This is a genomic window from Citrobacter sp. Cpo032 (assembly GCF_030332975.1).
In the GTDB taxonomy this organism is placed as follows: Bacteria; Pseudomonadota; Gammaproteobacteria; order Enterobacterales; family Enterobacteriaceae; genus Citrobacter; species Citrobacter portucalensis.
Window position 1 is genome coordinate 393,784 of record NZ_JAOWGU010000044.1, and the last position, 16,573, is coordinate 410,356.

Genomic DNA, 16,573 nt, shown 5'->3' on the forward strand with positions numbered 1-16,573 from the left:
ATGCAAATAATAATATTAATTTCCATAACATAAGAAGATAAAACAACCGAAGCAATTTTACATAAGGAAGAATTGACCATTTCCTCTCAGTGTGCCTTAATGTGAGTATCGCCCTCAGTTGGGTACACTACAAGGAACCTTTTGTGAGCCAGGTTACCAGCCTACGCAAACGACACCGATTTAACAGTCGCATGATCCGGATCGTACTGCTTATCAGCTTTCTCTTCTTCTTCGGACGCTTCGTCTACTCCGCCATTGGTGCGTGGCATCACCACCAGGACAAAAAAGAATCTCAGCAGACCACTCAGCCGCAACAGACATCTTCTGCACAAATCGACGTACATTGATCGCTCGCGCCTGTGATACCCCCAGCATTAAGATTCCTTACCGGATGGCTAATCGCCTGATATTTAACCATCCGGTAAGGGATTTGAGTGACGAAACTTTACACACATCCCTCCTCTCTCGCTTAATTATCAGATAATCGGCCATATTTTTCGCACAAATGCACAATCTTTTCATCCCACTTCACCGCACCATTCGCGCTGATTTTTACGTTCCGGTTTAACGGACATAAAAAGACAAACAGTGCTCAAATAAACGCTAATTAATATCACCAGCAAATATCACTGACGCAAGCATTTATATTTCGCATGAAAATTAAATAGTTATTTGAATTGTTATCATTTTTAAATACTACAGGGTAATACCATGAGTGGTTTTTTATTATTCCCGAAAATAAGAAGCGGCCTTGAGTGGATCGCCGGGCACAGCGATGCTGTCATTCAATTCGGCTGGAATATCGTTGCCGCCGTGATCTTATTGTTTATCGGTAAATTTATCGCTCGTCTGCTCTCTCGTGGGCTGGAAAAGTTACTGCTTAAACGTAAAGTCGACAGAACGATCATTCAGTTCTTCACCGCGCTGGTACGTTACATTACCCTCGCCTTTTCCGTCGTCGCCGCATTAGGTCGCATCGGTATTGAAACATCCTCCATTATTGCCGTCATCGGTGCCGCCGGACTGGCCATTGGCCTCGCGTTACAAAGCTCGCTTTCCAACTTTGCCGCTGGCGTGCTGTTGGTTTCCCTGCGGCCTTTTCGCGCCGGAGAAGTAGTGCAGATTGGTGCAGTCACCGGAACAGTAGAAAAGGTGCACATCTTCTCCACCACCCTGCTAACCGCGGACAGCAAAGAAGTGGTGATTCCAAACGGTAAGATCATCGCTGACAACATCATTAACTATTCCCGTCACCCTTTTCGTCGTATCGATCTGGTGATTGGTGTGGGTTATCAGAGTCGGATTGCAGAGGTTAAGCAAGTTATTAATCACATTATCGAGCAGGACAGCCGCATCGATAAGCAACGTGGGGTAACCGTTCGTCTGGGCGAACTGGGCGCTTCAGCGTTGAATTTTTACGTGCGCGTATGGGTGCCCAATATCGAATACTGGAATACCTATTACGATCTGCTGGAAAACATTAAAGAGGCGCTGGACGCCAACCACATCGACCTACCCTATCCACAGATGGATGTGCGTATTCAGAATGTCGCACCTCAGCAGCAGCCTCAGCTGCAACTGGTCGATTAGCGTACTTTCCTGCAGAACATGCGCCTGAAGTATTTGCTGAAATGCGTGCAATAAAAAACCCTCTGTAAACAGAGGGTTTTTTGCATATTACCGGTTCAAAAACCGCTAACGGAAAGGGATATTATTCCCACTCAATCGTAGCTGGCGGCTTACCGCTGATGTCATACACCACGCGGGAAATACCGTTCACTTCGTTGATAATGCGGTTAGAGACGCGGCCTAAGAAGTCATACGGCAGGTGTGCCCAGTGCGCGGTCATAAAGTCGATGGTTTCGACCGCACGCAGGGAAACAACCCAGTCGTATTTGCGGCCATCGCCCATCACACCAACGGAACGAACCGGCAGGAACACGGTGAACGCCTGGCTTACCTTGTTGTACAGGTCAGCTTTGTGCAGCTCTTCAATGAAGATAGCATCCGCGCGACGCAGCAGGTCGCAGTACTCTTTCTTCACTTCGCCAAGCACACGTACGCCCAGACCCGGTCCCGGGAACGGGTGACGGTACAGCATGTCGTACGGCAGGCCCAGCTCCAGACCAATCTTACGCACTTCGTCTTTGAACAGCTCACGCAGCGGCTCAACCAGACCCATCTTCATCTCTTTCGGCAAACCGCCCACGTTGTGGTGAGATTTGATAACGTGCGCTTTACCGGTGGCAGATGCCGCGGATTCGATCACGTCCGGGTAGATGGTGCCCTGCGCCAGCCACTTAACGTCTTCCAGCTTCAGCGCTTCTTCATCAAATACTTCCACGAATACGCGGCCAATGATTTTACGTTTAGCTTCTGGGTCGTTCTCGCCTTTCAGCGCGTCCAGGAAACGCTGCTCGCCTTCCACGTGAACGATGTTCAGGCCAAAGTGGTCGCCGAACATATCCATCACCTGCTGAGCTTCGTTGAGACGCAGCAGACCGTTGTCGACGAACACGCAGGTCAGGTTTTTGCCGATAGCACGGTGCAGCAGCATCGCGGTCACGGAGGAGTCAACGCCGCCGGACAGACCGAGGATAACTTTATCATTGCCAACCTGCTCACGAATGCGGGCAACGGCGTCATCGATAATTTTTGCCGGCGTCCACAGCGCTTCACACTGGCAGATGTCGCGCACAAAACGCTCCAGCATGCGCATACCCTGACGGGTGTGGGTAACTTCCGGGTGGAACTGCACGCCGTAGAAGCGTTTTTCTTCGTGCGCCATGATAGCGAACGGGCAGTTGTCGGTGCTGGCAACGGTCACGAAACCTTCCGGAATGGCGGTCACTTTGTCGCCGTGGCTCATCCACACGTCCAGCAGCGGTTTGCCGTCTGCGGTCAGGGAGTCTTCAATACCGCGGACAAGCGCGCTGTCGGTCTGAACTTCAACCTGCGCATAGCCGAATTCACGTTCGTTAGACCCTTCAACATGACCACCGAGTTGCATTGCCATGGTCTGCATGCCGTAGCACACGCCGAACACCGGCACGCCCGCATTGAAAACGTATTCCGGCGCACGCGGGCTGTTTTCTTCGGTGGTACTTTCCGGACCACCGGAAAGAATGATACCGCTTGGGTTGAATTCGCGAATTTGTGCTTCCGTAACATCCCATGCCCACAGTTCACAGTAGACGCCCAGTTCACGTACGCGACGTGCAACCAGCTGAGTGTACTGCGAGCCGAAATCGAGGATGAGAATGCGATGTTTATGAATATTGTCTGTCATTGACGCTAATTCCGAGGCAAGTGAAACAAATTCGCCCGGCATATAGCCGGGCGCGGAAACTTATCAGGAGCCCATGCGGTAGTTAGGGGACTCTTTGGTGATGGTCACATCGTGAACGTGACTTTCCTGAATACCCGCACCGCTGATGCGTACAAACTCTGCTTTCGTTCGCAGCGCGTCGATAGTACCACAGCCGGTCAGACCCATACAGGAGCGCAGGCCGCCCATCTGCTGGTGAATGATCTCTTTCAGGCGACCTTTATAGGCAACGCGACCTTCGATACCTTCCGGGACCAGTTTGTCAGCAGCGTTATCGCTCTGGAAGTAACGGTCAGAAGACCCTTTGGACATCGCCCCCAGAGAACCCATACCGCGGTAAGATTTGTAAGAACGGCCCTGGTACAGTTCGATTTCGCCCGGGGATTCTTCAGTACCCGCCAGCATGGAGCCAACCATCACTGCGGCAGCACCAGCAGCAATCGCTTTAGCGATGTCGCCGGAGAAACGAATACCGCCGTCGGCGATAACCGGAATACCGGTGCCTTCCAGCGCTTCAACGGCATCAGAAACGGCAGTGATCTGCGGAACACCCACGCCGGTCACGATACGGGTAGTACAGATGGAGCCAGGGCCGATACCCACTTTAACTGCGCTGCAGCCAGCTTCAGCAAGCGCGCGAGCACCTGCGCCTGTAGCAACGTTACCGCCGATGATCTGCAGGTCAGGATATTTAGCGCGAGTTTCACGGATACGCTGCAGAACGCCTTCAGAGTGGCCGTGAGAGGAGTCAATCAGCAGAACGTCTACGCCAGCGGCAACCAGCGCGTCTACACGCTCTTCGTTACCTGCGCCAGCACCTACCGCTGCACCAACGCGCAGACGACCATGCTCATCTTTACAGGCGTTAGGTTTACGTTCTGCTTTCTGGAAATCTTTTACGGTGATCATGCCGAGCAGGTGGAAGCTGTCATCAACAACCAACGCTTTCTCAACGCGTTTTTCGTGCATTTTGGCAAAAACGACATCGCGCGCTTCGCCTTCACGAACGGTCACCAGACGCTCTTTTGGCGTCATATATACGCTAACCGGCTGGTTCAGGTCTGTCACAAAACGCACGTCACGGCCGGTGATGATGCCGACCAGTTCGTTATCTTCAGTCACTACCGGGTAGCCAGCAAAGCCGTTACGCTCGGTCAGTTCTTTCACTTCGCGCAGAGTAGTGGTTGGCAGTACGGTCTGTGGGTCAGTTACCACGCCAGATTCGTGTTTCTTCACGCGGCGAACTTCTTCAGCCTGGCGCTCGATGGACATGTTTTTGTGGATAAAACCGATGCCGCCTTCCTGGGCCAGGGCAATTGCCAGGCGCGCTTCCGTCACGGTGTCCATTGCTGCGGAGAGCATAGGAATGTTCAGGCGAATGGTTTTCGTCAACTGGGTGCTGAGGTCAGCAGTATTCGGCAGAACGGTAGAATGAGCGGGAACGAGGAGGACGTCGTCAAACGTCAGGGCTTCTTTTGCGATACGTAGCATGGGCAATATCTCACCTGGGAGGTTATTAAATATTGCCGCGGCATTATACAGAGCGTAACCGATTGCATCCACACTTTTTTGCAAAAAAACCTTGCGCTCCTCTGTGAGCATGTTACTTTCGACTGAATAACTTGCTGATTTAGAATTTGATCCCGCTCACATGTTATCCTCTCAGACCACCTCAATTTTTACCGTAAGCCGCCTAAATCAGACGGTTCGTTTGCTGCTTGAGCAGGAAATGGGACAAGTTTGGATCAGCGGTGAAATCTCGAATTTCACTCAGCCGTCCTCCGGTCACTGGTATTTCACGCTCAAAGATGACACCGCCCAGGTACGCTGCGCGATGTTTCGCAACAGCAATCGACGGGTAACGTTCCGCCCACAGCACGGTCAGCAGGTCCTGGTACGCGCTAACATTACGTTGTACGAACCGCGTGGCGACTACCAGATAATTGTTGAGAGCATGCAGCCAGCTGGCGAAGGCTTGTTGCAGCAAAAATATGAGCAACTCAAAGCCAAACTGCAGGCTGAAGGACTATTCGATCAGCAGTTCAAAAAATCACTACCCTCTCCGGCTCACTGCGTTGGAGTCATTACCTCGAAAACCGGGGCTGCGCTGCACGATATTCTCCACGTGCTGAAGCGTCGTGACCCATCCCTGCCCGTTATTATCTACCCGACCGCGGTCCAGGGCGACGATGCGCCAGGACAGATCGTTCGCGCCATTGAGCTGGCGAACGCGCGGGGCGTGTGCGATGTGCTTATCGTCGGGCGCGGCGGCGGTTCTCTGGAAGATTTGTGGAGTTTTAACGATGAACGCGTAGCACGGGCAATCTTTGCCAGCCGCATTCCGGTAGTAAGCGCCGTCGGCCACGAAACAGATGTCACTATTGCCGATTTTATTGCAGATTTACGGGCGCCTACGCCATCAGCAGCGGCGGAAATTGTCAGCCGCAATCAACTGGAACTGCTGCGTCAAATTCAGCATGGCCAGCAGCGTCTGGAAATGGCGATGGACTACTACATCGCCAACCGTACTCGTCGCTTTACCCAGCTTCATCACCGTTTGCAACAGCAACATCCGCAACTGCGTCTGGCCCGTCAGCAGACCGTGCTGGAGCGGCTGCGTCAGCGGATGAATTTCGCTCTTGAGAATAAGATTAAGCAGGCCAATCAGCGCCAACAGCGCGTAAGCCAACGCCTGAGCCAGCAAAACCCACAGCCGCGAATTTATCGGGCGCAAACCCGTATTCAGCAACTGGAGTACCGTCTGGCAGAGAATATCCGCGCGCGTTTAAGTGCACAGCGAGAACGATTCGGTAATGCAGTGACGCATCTTGAAGCGGTGAGTCCTCTCTCGACGCTCGCTCGCGGCTATAGCGTCACTACCGCGACGGACGGCAAAGTGCTGAAGCAGACCAAACAGGTAAAAACCGGTGATGTGCTCACTACCCGCCTGTCAGACGGCTGGGTAGAGAGCGAAGTGAAAGGCGTAACGACGGCAAAGAAAACGCGTAAGAAAAAGCCAGATTAAACCGGCACAAACTCCACACGTTTCTTCGAAATCAGACCATGACCATTCTGACAGAAGTAATCCACCGCGCCGCAGGCTTTTAACACCTGGAGTGGCTGATGGCACTCCGGGCAGCGCGCTTCTAACGGAATATCTTTTTTACAGTTTTCACAGTGTGCCACACCGTTTTGTGGTTCCAGTTCTGCATGACAATCCGGGCAGGTCATCGACATGGTGACTCCTTTAAATGGCGTTCAATTCTGCGCTAATTTTACCATGATACGCTTAGTGTGAACCACGCAACTGTTGCTGTAGGATCAGTAATCGTTCTACCTCATCCAGCCTGCGCTGCGTCGTGCGGCTCACCTCCTGCGGGCTGCGTTCAAACAGACTTTGCGTCCCCAGAATATGTTCCGCCAGACAATGGGCATAAATCGTACCAGGCAGACACCAGCGTTGCACAACATCACCGTCAATCAATTCGAGCACATCGTCGGCACCCCATCGGTCGTAGCTGATGATACGCCCATCACGCAGATAAAGGCGCAGACCTTTTTGTCCACCAGCAGGCCCCGCGTATTTATTCAGCCAGATATCCAACGGTACACCGCTCATCAGTCCTTGCAGATGCGCCTCTCCTTCAGCCGTGGTCAGGTCACCCTGGATGATGTTACGTCCCAGACGGTCTTTAGCGCTCTTCACCTGCAGGGTCATGCTGTCATTACCGCCCAGGTAACGCACTGTTTCACGCAGCATGGCCAGTACGTGTGTGCCAATGTCCAGAATCACACCGTCCGGGTGGCGAAGCTCACGCGTATCTGGCTCACCAGTGGCAAAGTTGAGCGCGATCGGCTCTCCTGTAGCGTTAAATCCGCTCGGCTCCTGCAAAAAACCGTCGATTTTAACAACGTCTGAAAAGTGAGAGACAAGTGCCTGTTGTGGGTTATCGCCCTGCCACTGTGTACCGAGTTTTCCCAATGCCAGCTGCATTGCGCCATTACGCGCCATCCAGTGGTCGAGCGCCAGCACACGGTCGGCAGCGTCGGGTTGCTCCAGCAGCGTTTTCAGTTTTTCAATTTGGGAAAGCGTGGCAACAATCGGTTTTTCAACCACGATTCGTGCGATGGGAGCGGCCAGCGCCTGTTCAAGCACATCGAGATGATGCAGAGAAGCGGTGGTGATAAACAGGGTATCAAGCGGTGTTGCAAGAAGTTCAGCGAGCGATGCACAGCGTGTCACACCAGCGGGCTGTTTTGCGGGTTGCAGGTCAAATCCCACACAGCACAGGGAATCACCGTAAAGTTTACGCAATGCGGGCAAGTATGCCGTTTCAACGACTGCGCCAAGCCCAACAAACCCTAACAGCATGTTCTCACCTCGTAAATGAATTGGCCGGGACATCACGTCTGCCCCGGCACAATCGAGGTGTTATCAGGCGCTAGTAGCCGGTTTAGTTTGCGTATTCTCCAGCATGCGACGGATCGGCACAATGAGGACGATCAGTACCGCGGCGCAGATAAGCAACGCAATCGAGCAGCGAGCGAAGAGATCCGGCAGCATATCCAGTTGGTCGGCCTTCACATGACCACCAATCAGACCTGCGGCCAGGTTACCCAGCGCACTGGCGCAGAACCACAGGCCCATCATCTGCCCGCGCATTCTTTCCGGGGCCAGCAGCGTCATGGTCGCCAGACCGATCGGGCTCAGGCACAACTCACCAAGCGTCAGCATCAGGATACTGCCCACCAGCCAGAATGGGGAGACGCCTGCGCCACCGTTACTGAGAACGTTTTGCGCTGCCAGCATCATCAGACCAAAGCCTGCAGCGGCACAGAGAATACCGATAACGAACTTGGTGATGCTGCTCGGGCGAATGTTCATGCTCGCCAGTTTCGGCCACGCCCAGCTGAATACCGGTGCCAGCAGAATGATAAACAGTGCGTTTATCGACTGGAACCAGACCGCCGGGATTTCAAAATCGCCGATCATACGGTTAGTGTAGTCATTAGCGAACAGGTTGAATGAGGTTGGCTTCTGCTCAAATGCAGACCAGAAGAACGCGGCGGAAACCAGCAGGATAAAGCAGACCAGCAGTCTGGCGCGCTCTTTACGGTTCAAACCGGCAAAGATGAACAGGTAGATAAAGTACAAGGCAACGGAGGCTGCAATCACGTATACCAGTATGCTGGCAACCGCGACCGGATTTATCACAATCACGCCCTGCGCAATCAGCGTAACGATAACGGCTACGCCGACGGCCAGCGCCAGCAGCCACGCGCCCACACCGTTACGTTTCACTACCGGGCTGTTCCAGGTTGAGTCCAGACCCACTTCGCTGTCATAACGTTTCATCGATGGAACGGCAAACACGCGGAAGATGATCAACGCCACCAGCATCCCGATACCACCGATGCCAAAGCCCCAGTGCCAACCGTGGGATTTAATCAGCCAGCCGGAGATCAGCGGCGCGATAAACGACCCCATATTGATGCCCATATAGAACAGCGAGAAACCGCCGTCGCGACGCGCATCGCCTTTTTTATACAGCGTGCCAACCATCACTGAGATACAGGTTTTAAACAGACCGGAACCGAGTACGATAAACATCAGGCCGATAAAGAACAGGTTGTTCCCCATAATGGCCGAGAGCGCGATCGACAAGTGACCGAGCGCAATCAAAATGGAACCGTACCACACCGCTTTCTGTTGGCCGAGCCAGTTATCCGCCAGCCAGCCACCTGGCAGCGCGGCGAGATACATCGTACCGGCAAAGATACCCACAATCGCCGAGGCATTTTCACGCGCCAGCCCCATGCCGCCGTCATAAACGGTAGCAGCCATAAACAGGATCAGTAACGGGCGAATGCCGTAAAACGAGAAGCGCTCCCACATCTCTGTGAAAAACAGCGAGCCGAGCGGATAAGGATGACCGAAGAAAGTTCGGCTTTCTTTTTGATTAACAGAGGATTGCATAATTCTCCCGAAAGTTATGTCGTCGTGCGTGTAAACACCGCGATGTACGCCAGCCAGTTACGTATCTGACCGATTTTTTACATGCGGCGAAAAGTTATTTAACCATTTGATAACCTAAGGCTAGTTTTGTCTAGTACCAGCCCCCGGACTTTAAGATGAAAACTCGACAAATGTCTACTTTCTTAGATTTAAACTTGGCAAAAAACGAATAGTGATTGACTTTACACAGGGGGGAGATCAGCAATGGGCAGACGAAAAAAAACCCGCGACAAGCGCGGGTTTTTATCAACATCAGCAACGATTATTTGCTTTTTTTAATGTGCTTAATCAAACGCTTACGTTTACGCATCTGGGTCGGCGTCAGTGTATTACGTTTATTCGCAAACGGGTTTTCCCCTTCTTTGAACTGAATACGGATTGGCGTCCCCATCACGTCCAAAGACTTGCGGAAATAGTTCATCAGATAGCGCTTGTAGGAATCCGGCAGGTCTTTGACCTGGTTGCCGTGAATCACCACGATTGGCGGGTTATAACCACCAGCGTGGGCATATTTCAGCTTCACACGACGACCACGCACCAGCGGCGGCTGATGATCTTCTACTGCCATGGTCATGATGCGCGTCAGCATCGCGGTGCTCACTCGACGTGTGGAGCTATCGTATGCTTCACGGACCGATTCAAACAGATTACCCACGCCGCTACCGTGCAGCGCAGAGATAAAGTGTACGCGCGCAAAATCAATAAAGCCCAGACGGAAGTCCAGCGTCTCTTTGACCTGCTCTTTTACTTCCTGCGTCAGGCCATCCCACTTGTTGACTACGATAACAAGTGAGCGCCCACTATTGAGGATAAAGCCCAGCAGCGACAGGTCCTGATCGGAAATCCCTTCACGCGCGTCAATCACCAGCATCACCACGTTGGCATCTTCAATTGCCTGCAGCGTTTTGATTACTGAGAATTTTTCTACCGCTTCGGTAATTTTGCCGCGCTTACGCACGCCCGCGGTATCGATGAGCACATATTCGCGTTCATCGCGCTGCATCGGAATATAAATACTGTCACGCGTGGTTCCCGGCATGTCGTAAACCACTACGCGGTCTTCGCCGAGAATACGGTTAGTAAGCGTGGACTTACCTACGTTCGGACGGCCGACGATTGCCAGTTTAATCGGCAAATCCTGCGGGTTGAAATCGTCTTCAGGCTCTTCTTCGCCGTTTTCTTTGGCTTCAAGCTGCGCCCAGTATTCTGCGTCTTCATCCACTTCTTCCTGAGGAGCAACGTCATCCATCCACGGCAGCAGAACATGCTCCAGCAGGCTGAGAACGCCACGACCATGGGACGCCGCGATCGGATAAATTTCACCCAGACCCAACGAGTAGAAATCAACAACCGCCTGGTCAGGATCGAGTCCGTCAGTTTTGTTGGCGACCAGGAACGTCGGTTTCTGGCGCGAACGCAGATGTTTAGCAATAGCTTCATCCGCTGGCATCAGGCCAGCGCGTGCATCCACCATGAACAGCACAACGTCTGCTTCTTCGATAGCCAACAGCGACTGTTCCGCCATACGGGTTTCAACACCGTCTTCGGTGCCATCAATACCGCCGGTATCAATACAGATAAACTCACGGCCTTCAATTTCCGCACGACCGTACTTACGGTCACGAGTCAGACCCGGGAAATCCGCAACCAGCGCATCTCGGGTGCGAGTTAGACGGTTAAATAACGTGGATTTGCCAACGTTAGGGCGCCCGACAAGCGCGACCACAGGTACCATGTTTAAAGCCTCATTTAAAAAATCATCAGACAACGGGCACATTTTTTGCCCCGTTGTTAAAAACAGTAAAACGGCCCCTGCACCAGGAGCCGTTTTTCAAAGCGAGCGGCCGGGACGATTAACGCGTAATAGAGTACAGCGTACCGTCTTTCGCCTGGATCAGCAGTTTACCATCAGCAGAGACCGGCTCGGTCAGGAAACCTGAGCTGTCGACTTTCTGCTGGGCAACAAAACGACCATCGTCAACGTTAATCCAGTGCAGGTAGCCTTCGCTATCACCGACGACCAGATTGCCATTATACAATACCGGGGACGTCAGCAGACGGTGCAGCAGATCGCTTTGCGTCCACAGCGTCACGCCGCCATCGGTGGTCAGCGCCAGTACGCGGTCATTCTGGTCAACCAGGTAGATACGGTTACCGTCGACGATGAAATCATTCACCGAGCCCAGTTCGCGTTTCCACATAATTTGACCACTGCGCAGATCCAGCGCCGTCAGGTTACCATTATAAGCCAGCGCGTAAACAACGCCATTGACGATAACCGGCGTGGTATCAACGTCGCTCAGACGATCGATTTCCGTTGGGCCTGTCGCCTGAGAGATACGCTGCTGCCAAATCATCTGGCCTTGCTGCATCAGCACGGCGCTCACGCGACCGTTATCACCGCCGACAATAGCTGCGCCAAAGGCGGTTGCCGGAGCGGATTCACCACGCAGAGACAGGGAAGGCATGTCGAGGTTAACGGTCCATTTGATGGCGCCATCAGCTTCGTTTAATGCCTGCAACTGGCCGTTGCTGGTGTGGATCAGTACTACGCCATCGCTCACAACAGGACGAGACAGCGCTTCACCGGCGACTTTCGTCTGCCATGCGGTGGTACCGTCGCTGGTATTCAACGCATAGACCTGCGCTTTTTCGCTGCCAATGTAAACATGTCCGCCGGACACGGTTACACCGCCAGAAAGCTGTGCAGATGCACGGGAGAACCAGCCGTCTTTCTCACCCAGATTCACAGACCAGACTTCTTTACCGTCGCCTGCGTTCAACGCTTTCACTACACCAGCGCGATCGGCTGCATAGACAACGTTATCCGCCAGCGCAGGATGAAGATTGGAATAGAAATCACCAATACCGTTGCCTACAGAGGTGCTCCATTCCGTAGACGGAGTAAACTGGTTTTCAACCACCGGTAATGGGGACATCTTAACGACATCTTCTTCGCCACTAAACAGTGAACAGCCGCTCAATAGGGTAACGGAAAGCAGCCCTGGCAGAAGTAATTTACGCAATTGCATCGGGTCCCTCTCAGATGGACAAATTATTGATTTTCATCTGCATCATTTCGCTCAGAGCAGGAGAGGCATCGCTTTTCACACCCGCTTCCCATGCGCTACGCGCACCTTGTTTGTCGCCTTTGCTCAGCAACGCTTCACCGCGCAGATCGGCAACAATAGCCGTCCACCCTTCACCTTTAATGGTGTCGAGTGTTTTCAGCGCGGTATCAGCCTGTTTAAGCTGAACCTGAACACGAGCCAGACGCAGGTTAATCACCGCTTTGAGATTTTCATCGCTGGTCGCAGCCAAGCCCTGTTGCAGCTGACTTGCGGCTTTCTCAAGTTCATTTTGGTCAACAAACTGCTGCGCAAGTTCCAGTGAAGCTAGCGCGCCGTAGGTATTTTTATTCTCTGCAGCAAATTTCTCAGCGGCAGGAATGCTGTCCGGTTTACCCGCGCTAACCGCAGTCACCGTATTTTGATATGCCAGAGAAGCAGAGCGTGCGGACTCCGTCTGATGGCTGGTCCAGTAACGCCAACCAACCAGCGCGCCAACCCCTAAAATGATCCCAACAGCCAGCGCCTTGCCGTTTTCAGCAAAGAAGCGTTTTACCGCATCAACCTGGTCGTGTTCGTTCTCGTAAATTTCCACGCTGTCCTTCTCCTTAGCCCAGTAAAGTGCGCAAATGCGCGGCAACGCTATCCTGCGCTACTGCCGTTTGCTCACCAGAGCGCAAATCCTTCACTACAACAGTACCGTCAGCCACTTCGGACTCGCCCAGTACCAGTGCAACGCGGGCGCCCCACTTATCGGCACGGGCAAACTGTTTCTTAAAGTTGCCGCCACCGTGGTTTGTCATCAGTTTCACACCAGGAACTTCATCGCGCAGACGTTCTGCAAGCGTCATTGCCGCCGACTGCGTGTCCGCCCCTGAAGCGACCAGGTATATATCGACAACAGGATCTGCGTTAAATTCCGGATTAACTGCCTGAACTAACAAAACAAGTCGTTCCAGCCCCATAGCAAAGCCCACGGCAGGCGTTGCACGACCGCCAAGTTGCTCGACCAGACCGTCGTAACGACCACCGGCACACACGGTGCCCTGAGAGCCCAGGCTGCTGGTGACCCACTCAAATACGGTGCGGTTGTAGTAATCAAGACCACGAACCAGACGCTGATTGACGGTGTAGGCAATGCCTGCGGATTCCAGCAGTTTGCACAAGCCCGCGAAGTGCTCGCGAGAGTCGTCATCAAGATAGTCGCCCAGTGCAGGTGCGTCGTTAAGCAGCGCCTGTACTTCCGGGTTTTTGGAGTCGAGAACGCGCAGCGGATTGGTGTACATACGACGCTTGCAGTCTTCGTCCAGTTTCTCTTTGTGCAGTTCCAGGTAGGCGACCAACGCATCACGGTAGTTAGCGCGGGCTTCAAGCGAACCGATTGAGTTCAGCTCAAGGCTAACATGCTGAGAAATACCCAGCGCGCGCCACCAGCGAGCGGTCAGCATAATCAGCTCCGCATCGATGTCCGGGCCTTGCAGGCCAAATACTTCGACACCCAACTGATGGAATTGACGATAGCGTCCTTTCTGCGGACGTTCGTGGCGGAACATCGGCCCGATATACCACAGACGCTGTTCCTGATTGTACAGGAGACCATGTTCGATGCCGGCGCGTACGCAGCCCGCAGTCCCTTCAGGACGCAACGTCAGGCTGTCGCCATTACGGTCCTCAAAGGTATACATCTCTTTTTCAACCACGTCGGTGACTTCACCGATCGCGCGTTTGAATAACGGGGTCTGCTCTACAATCGGCAAGCGGATTTCACTGTAACCGTAGCTACCGAGCACGTTTTTGAGAGTGCCTTCAATGCGCTGCCAGATGGCGGTTTCGCCAGGCAGATAATCGTTCATGCCGCGAATGGCTTGAATGTTTTTTGCCACGTTTATTCTCTTTATGAATATAAAAATGAACCCTCAGCGCTAACCCGAACAATGCGGGCGCCATGCGGGTTCAATCATACACGGGAAGCACGCCGCTTCCCATCACGTTGTTATTTTTCAAGCTGCTGCACGTCGATACGACGCGCTTCGTCCAGAATACTCGCTTTAGCGCGGATGCGGGCTTCAAGCTGCGTAATCATGTCGTCGTTATCGAGTCTGTCCTTACGCACGCCGTCTTCATACAGGCCACTTTTCTTGTTACCGCCCGTCACGCCCAGCGTAGAAACCAGCGCTTCACCAGGACCGTTTACCACGCAGCCGATGATCGAAACGTCCATTGGCGTAATGATATCTTCCAGGCGTTGCTCCAGCGCGTTAACCGTACCAATAACGTCAAACTCCTGACGCGAACAGGTTGGGCAAGCGATGAAGTTGATCCCGCGCGCGCGAATGCGCAGCGATTTCAGGATATCGAAACCCACTTTGATCTCTTCCACCGGATCGGCTGCCAGAGAAACACGCAGCGTATCGCCGATCCCTTCAGATAACAGCAGGCCAAGGCCGATCGCGGACTTCACCGAACCACTACGCAGGCCACCAGCTTCGGTGATCCCCAGATGCAGCGGTTGATCGATCTGTTTCGCCAGCAGGCGATAGGATTCTACGGCGAGGAAAACGTCAGACGCTTTAACGCTGACTTTGAATTGATCGAAGTTCAGACGATCGAGGTGATCCACATGGCGCATAGCGGATTCCAGCAGCGCCTGCGGCGTCGGTTCGCCGTATTTTTCCTGCAGATCTTTTTCCAACGATCCGGCGTTGACGCCGATACGGATTGGAATATTTTTATCACGAGCGCAATCCACCACCATGCGAATACGCTCTTCACTACCGATATTACCTGGGTTAATACGCAGGCAATCAACACCGTATTCCGCCACCTTCAGCGCGATACGATAGTCGAAGTGAATATCGGCAACCAGCGGGACGTTAACCTGCTGTTTGATAAGCTTGAACGCTTCTGCGGCATCCATTGTCGGTACGGAGACACGAACAATGTCTGCGCCTACGCGTTCCAGCGCTTTAATCTGATTAACCGTCGCTTCCACATCCGTGGTACGCGTGTTAGTCATAGACTGTACGGCGATGGGCGCACCATCGCCAATCGGCACGTTCCCAACGTAAATGCGTGTCGATTTTCTACGTTGAATTGGAGCCTGGTTATGCATTAAAAAATCTCCCGCATTGCCGTCTGTTACTGAGCCGGTGATTGTTCGGCATTAACGGTCAGACGTGCAACCTGGTTAGTTCTGATAAAACGACTCAGATCGACAGGTTTACCCTGGAACTGAATCTGCACTGCCGCCGGGGCGCCAATTTTCAGTTTGTACGGCGCTTGACCGGTCAGGTTTAGATTGCCGTCTTTACGCTGCATCCCGCTGAACAGTTTTTTACCGGTCGCATCGGTTACTTCCAGCCAGCAATCGGCGGTAAAGTTCATCACCAGCGCGTTAGGATCGGCTACAGGTGTAGTCACACCTGCCTGATCGGTCGGCAGAGGAGCCGCTGTAGCTGGCGCTGTTGGCGCTGCGGTTGCGGTATCGACGTTAGCCTGAGATGGGGCAACAACGGCGTTCTGTTGCGCATCAGCGGCGGGGGCCGGGGTCGCAGCAACGTCTGGCGTTGGCGCTGCGTCCGCTACCGCACCATCGTCAGGAGCCGGAGGGGTATCCTGCCCTGCTGCTGCGCTGGTATCTAACGGTACGTTCTGCGCACCCTCTTTACCGGCATTCAGCTCAGCAGAGGATTGATCGGCCATGGTGGTGATCTCTTCCTGCTGTGCTTTATGGTTCTGCCACCACCAGGCGCCTGTCAGTCCGACAACGACAAACAGCACAAGCCAGGTAAAGGTCATTAACCAGCCGTCGCGTTTCTTACGACGTTTGCCGAGCGAGAAGCTCTGCATCGGTGCGACTTTAGCTGGTCGAATCGGAGCCTGTTTTTCCAGCCCTGGCAACAGTTCTTCTTCAGGAATATGCACCAGACGCGCATAAGAACGGATATACCCGCGCAGGAATGTTGAAGCAAGATCGGCTGGCGCCTTATCTTCTTCAATATCGCGTACCGTGGAGACCTTCAGGCAAAGTCGCTCCGCGACTGCCTGCTGGCTGAATCCGAGTTGTTCACGGGCATTGCGCAGACGAACGCCGGTGGATAGTGTTTCATTTTTGTCGTGCGTGGCTTCAGTATTCATTCGCTACAGCTGCGTAAATTTGGG

General features: G+C 53.2%; 14 protein-coding genes. 3 read left to right on the top strand and 11 right to left on the bottom strand.

The genetic code is table 11. The annotated features are described in order from the left end of the window. The first annotated feature begins 143 nt into the window (after window positions 1-143). Both OGY33_RS13010 and mscS read left to right on the top strand, forming a co-directional pair. The gene (locus tag OGY33_RS13010; RefSeq protein ID WP_071692595.1) at window positions 144-347 is read left to right on the top strand and encodes a YfgG family protein; all 204 of its coding nucleotides are present in this window, start codon (window positions 144-146) and stop codon (window positions 345-347) included. A 364-nt stretch (window positions 348-711) separates the two neighbouring features. Beyond that, window positions 712-1,590 carry a small-conductance mechanosensitive channel MscS gene (gene mscS / locus OGY33_RS13015; RefSeq protein WP_008785447.1) on the top strand — a complete coding sequence of 293 codons (879 nt, stop codon included), beginning with the start codon at window positions 712-714 and terminating at the stop codon, window positions 1,588-1,590. 121 nt (window positions 1,591-1,711) lie between these two features. On the opposite strand, the gene guaA is transcribed toward mscS, so the two are convergent. Both guaA and guaB read right to left on the bottom strand, forming a co-directional pair. Beyond that, window positions 1,712-3,289 carry a glutamine-hydrolyzing GMP synthase gene (gene guaA, locus OGY33_RS13020; RefSeq protein WP_048216398.1) on the bottom strand — a complete coding sequence of 526 codons (1,578 nt, stop codon included), beginning with the start codon at window positions 3,287-3,289 and terminating at the stop codon, window positions 1,712-1,714. A 63-nt stretch (window positions 3,290-3,352) separates the two neighbouring features. Continuing rightward, a complete protein-coding gene (guaB, locus tag OGY33_RS13025) occupies window positions 3,353-4,819 on the bottom strand; it encodes an IMP dehydrogenase (RefSeq protein WP_003037756.1) in 1,467 nt (488 codons plus the stop codon). Between the two features lie 160 nt (window positions 4,820-4,979). Between guaB and xseA the strand changes: the two genes are divergently transcribed. After that, on the top strand, window positions 4,980-6,353 hold the full coding sequence (xseA, locus tag OGY33_RS13030; RefSeq protein ID WP_191238238.1) for an exodeoxyribonuclease VII large subunit: 1,374 nt from the start codon (window positions 4,980-4,982) through the stop codon (window positions 6,351-6,353). On the opposite strand, the gene OGY33_RS13035 is transcribed toward xseA, so the two are convergent. From OGY33_RS13035 to rodZ, 9 genes are all read right to left on the bottom strand, one after another. Continuing rightward, entirely contained in the window at window positions 6,350-6,565 is a 216-nt protein-coding gene (locus tag OGY33_RS13035; protein ID WP_003835160.1) for a zinc ribbon domain-containing protein, read from the bottom strand. The two genes, xseA and OGY33_RS13035, sit on opposite strands and share 4 nt — an antisense overlap. A 52-nt stretch (window positions 6,566-6,617) precedes the next feature. Next, a complete protein-coding gene (locus tag OGY33_RS13040) occupies window positions 6,618-7,700 on the bottom strand; it encodes a Gfo/Idh/MocA family oxidoreductase (protein ID WP_191239008.1) in 1,083 nt (360 codons plus the stop codon). Window positions 7,701-7,763: 63 nt separating this feature from the next. Beyond that, window positions 7,764-9,305 carry a peptide MFS transporter gene (locus OGY33_RS13045; RefSeq protein ID WP_048225012.1) on the bottom strand — a complete coding sequence of 514 codons (1,542 nt, stop codon included), beginning with the start codon at window positions 9,303-9,305 and terminating at the stop codon, window positions 7,764-7,766. A 301-nt stretch (window positions 9,306-9,606) separates the two neighbouring features. After that, the gene (gene der, locus OGY33_RS13050) at window positions 9,607-11,079 is read right to left on the bottom strand and encodes a ribosome biogenesis GTPase Der (protein ID WP_003835168.1); all 1,473 of its coding nucleotides are present in this window, start codon (window positions 11,077-11,079) and stop codon (window positions 9,607-9,609) included. 118 nt (window positions 11,080-11,197) lie between these two features. Then, a complete protein-coding gene (gene bamB, locus OGY33_RS13055) occupies window positions 11,198-12,376 on the bottom strand; it encodes an outer membrane protein assembly factor BamB (protein ID WP_008785453.1) in 1,179 nt (392 codons plus the stop codon). A 10-nt stretch (window positions 12,377-12,386) separates the two neighbouring features. Next, window positions 12,387-13,007, bottom strand: coding sequence for a YfgM family protein (locus OGY33_RS13060; RefSeq protein WP_003835172.1), 621 nt, complete (start codon window positions 13,005-13,007; stop codon window positions 12,387-12,389). A 13-nt stretch (window positions 13,008-13,020) separates the two neighbouring features. Beyond that, on the bottom strand, window positions 13,021-14,295 hold the full coding sequence (gene hisS / locus OGY33_RS13065) for a histidine--tRNA ligase (protein ID WP_003835173.1): 1,275 nt from the start codon (window positions 14,293-14,295) through the stop codon (window positions 13,021-13,023). A 110-nt stretch (window positions 14,296-14,405) separates the two neighbouring features. Then, on the bottom strand, window positions 14,406-15,524 hold the full coding sequence (gene ispG / locus OGY33_RS13070) for a flavodoxin-dependent (E)-4-hydroxy-3-methylbut-2-enyl-diphosphate synthase (RefSeq protein WP_003037720.1): 1,119 nt from the start codon (window positions 15,522-15,524) through the stop codon (window positions 14,406-14,408). Between the two features lie 26 nt (window positions 15,525-15,550). After that, a complete protein-coding gene (rodZ, locus tag OGY33_RS13075) occupies window positions 15,551-16,549 on the bottom strand; it encodes a cytoskeleton protein RodZ (RefSeq protein WP_008785454.1) in 999 nt (332 codons plus the stop codon). Between the last annotated feature and the right edge of the window lie 24 nt (window positions 16,550-16,573).

What these genes read in the sequence shown, in the direction of transcription:
- OGY33_RS13040 (WP_191239008.1), bottom strand. Translation starts at nt 7,700, where the DNA reads ATGCTGTTAGGGTTTGTTGGGCTTGGCGCAGTCGTTGAAACGGCATAC.
- OGY33_RS13045 (WP_048225012.1), bottom strand. Translation starts at nt 9,305, where the DNA reads ATGCAATCCTCTGTTAATCAAAAAGAAAGCCGAACTTTCTTCGGTCAT.
- OGY33_RS13035 (WP_003835160.1), bottom strand. Translation starts at nt 6,565, where the DNA reads ATGTCGATGACCTGCCCGGATTGTCATGCAGAACTGGAACCACAAAAC.
- ispG (WP_003037720.1), bottom strand. Translation starts at nt 15,524, where the DNA reads ATGCATAACCAGGCTCCAATTCAACGTAGAAAATCGACACGCATTTAC.
- bamB (WP_008785453.1), bottom strand. Translation starts at nt 12,376, where the DNA reads ATGCAATTGCGTAAATTACTTCTGCCAGGGCTGCTTTCCGTTACCCTA.
- guaA (WP_048216398.1), bottom strand. Translation starts at nt 3,289, where the DNA reads ATGACAGACAATATTCATAAACATCGCATTCTCATCCTCGATTTCGGC.
- der (WP_003835168.1), bottom strand. Translation starts at nt 11,079, where the DNA reads ATGGTACCTGTGGTCGCGCTTGTCGGGCGCCCTAACGTTGGCAAATCC.
- rodZ (WP_008785454.1), bottom strand. Translation starts at nt 16,549, where the DNA reads ATGAATACTGAAGCCACGCACGACAAAAATGAAACACTATCCACCGGC.
- mscS (WP_008785447.1), top strand. Translation starts at nt 712, where the DNA reads ATGAGTGGTTTTTTATTATTCCCGAAAATAAGAAGCGGCCTTGAGTGG.
- xseA (WP_191238238.1), top strand. Translation starts at nt 4,980, where the DNA reads ATGTTATCCTCTCAGACCACCTCAATTTTTACCGTAAGCCGCCTAAAT.
- guaB (WP_003037756.1), bottom strand. Translation starts at nt 4,819, where the DNA reads ATGCTACGTATCGCAAAAGAAGCCCTGACGTTTGACGACGTCCTCCTC.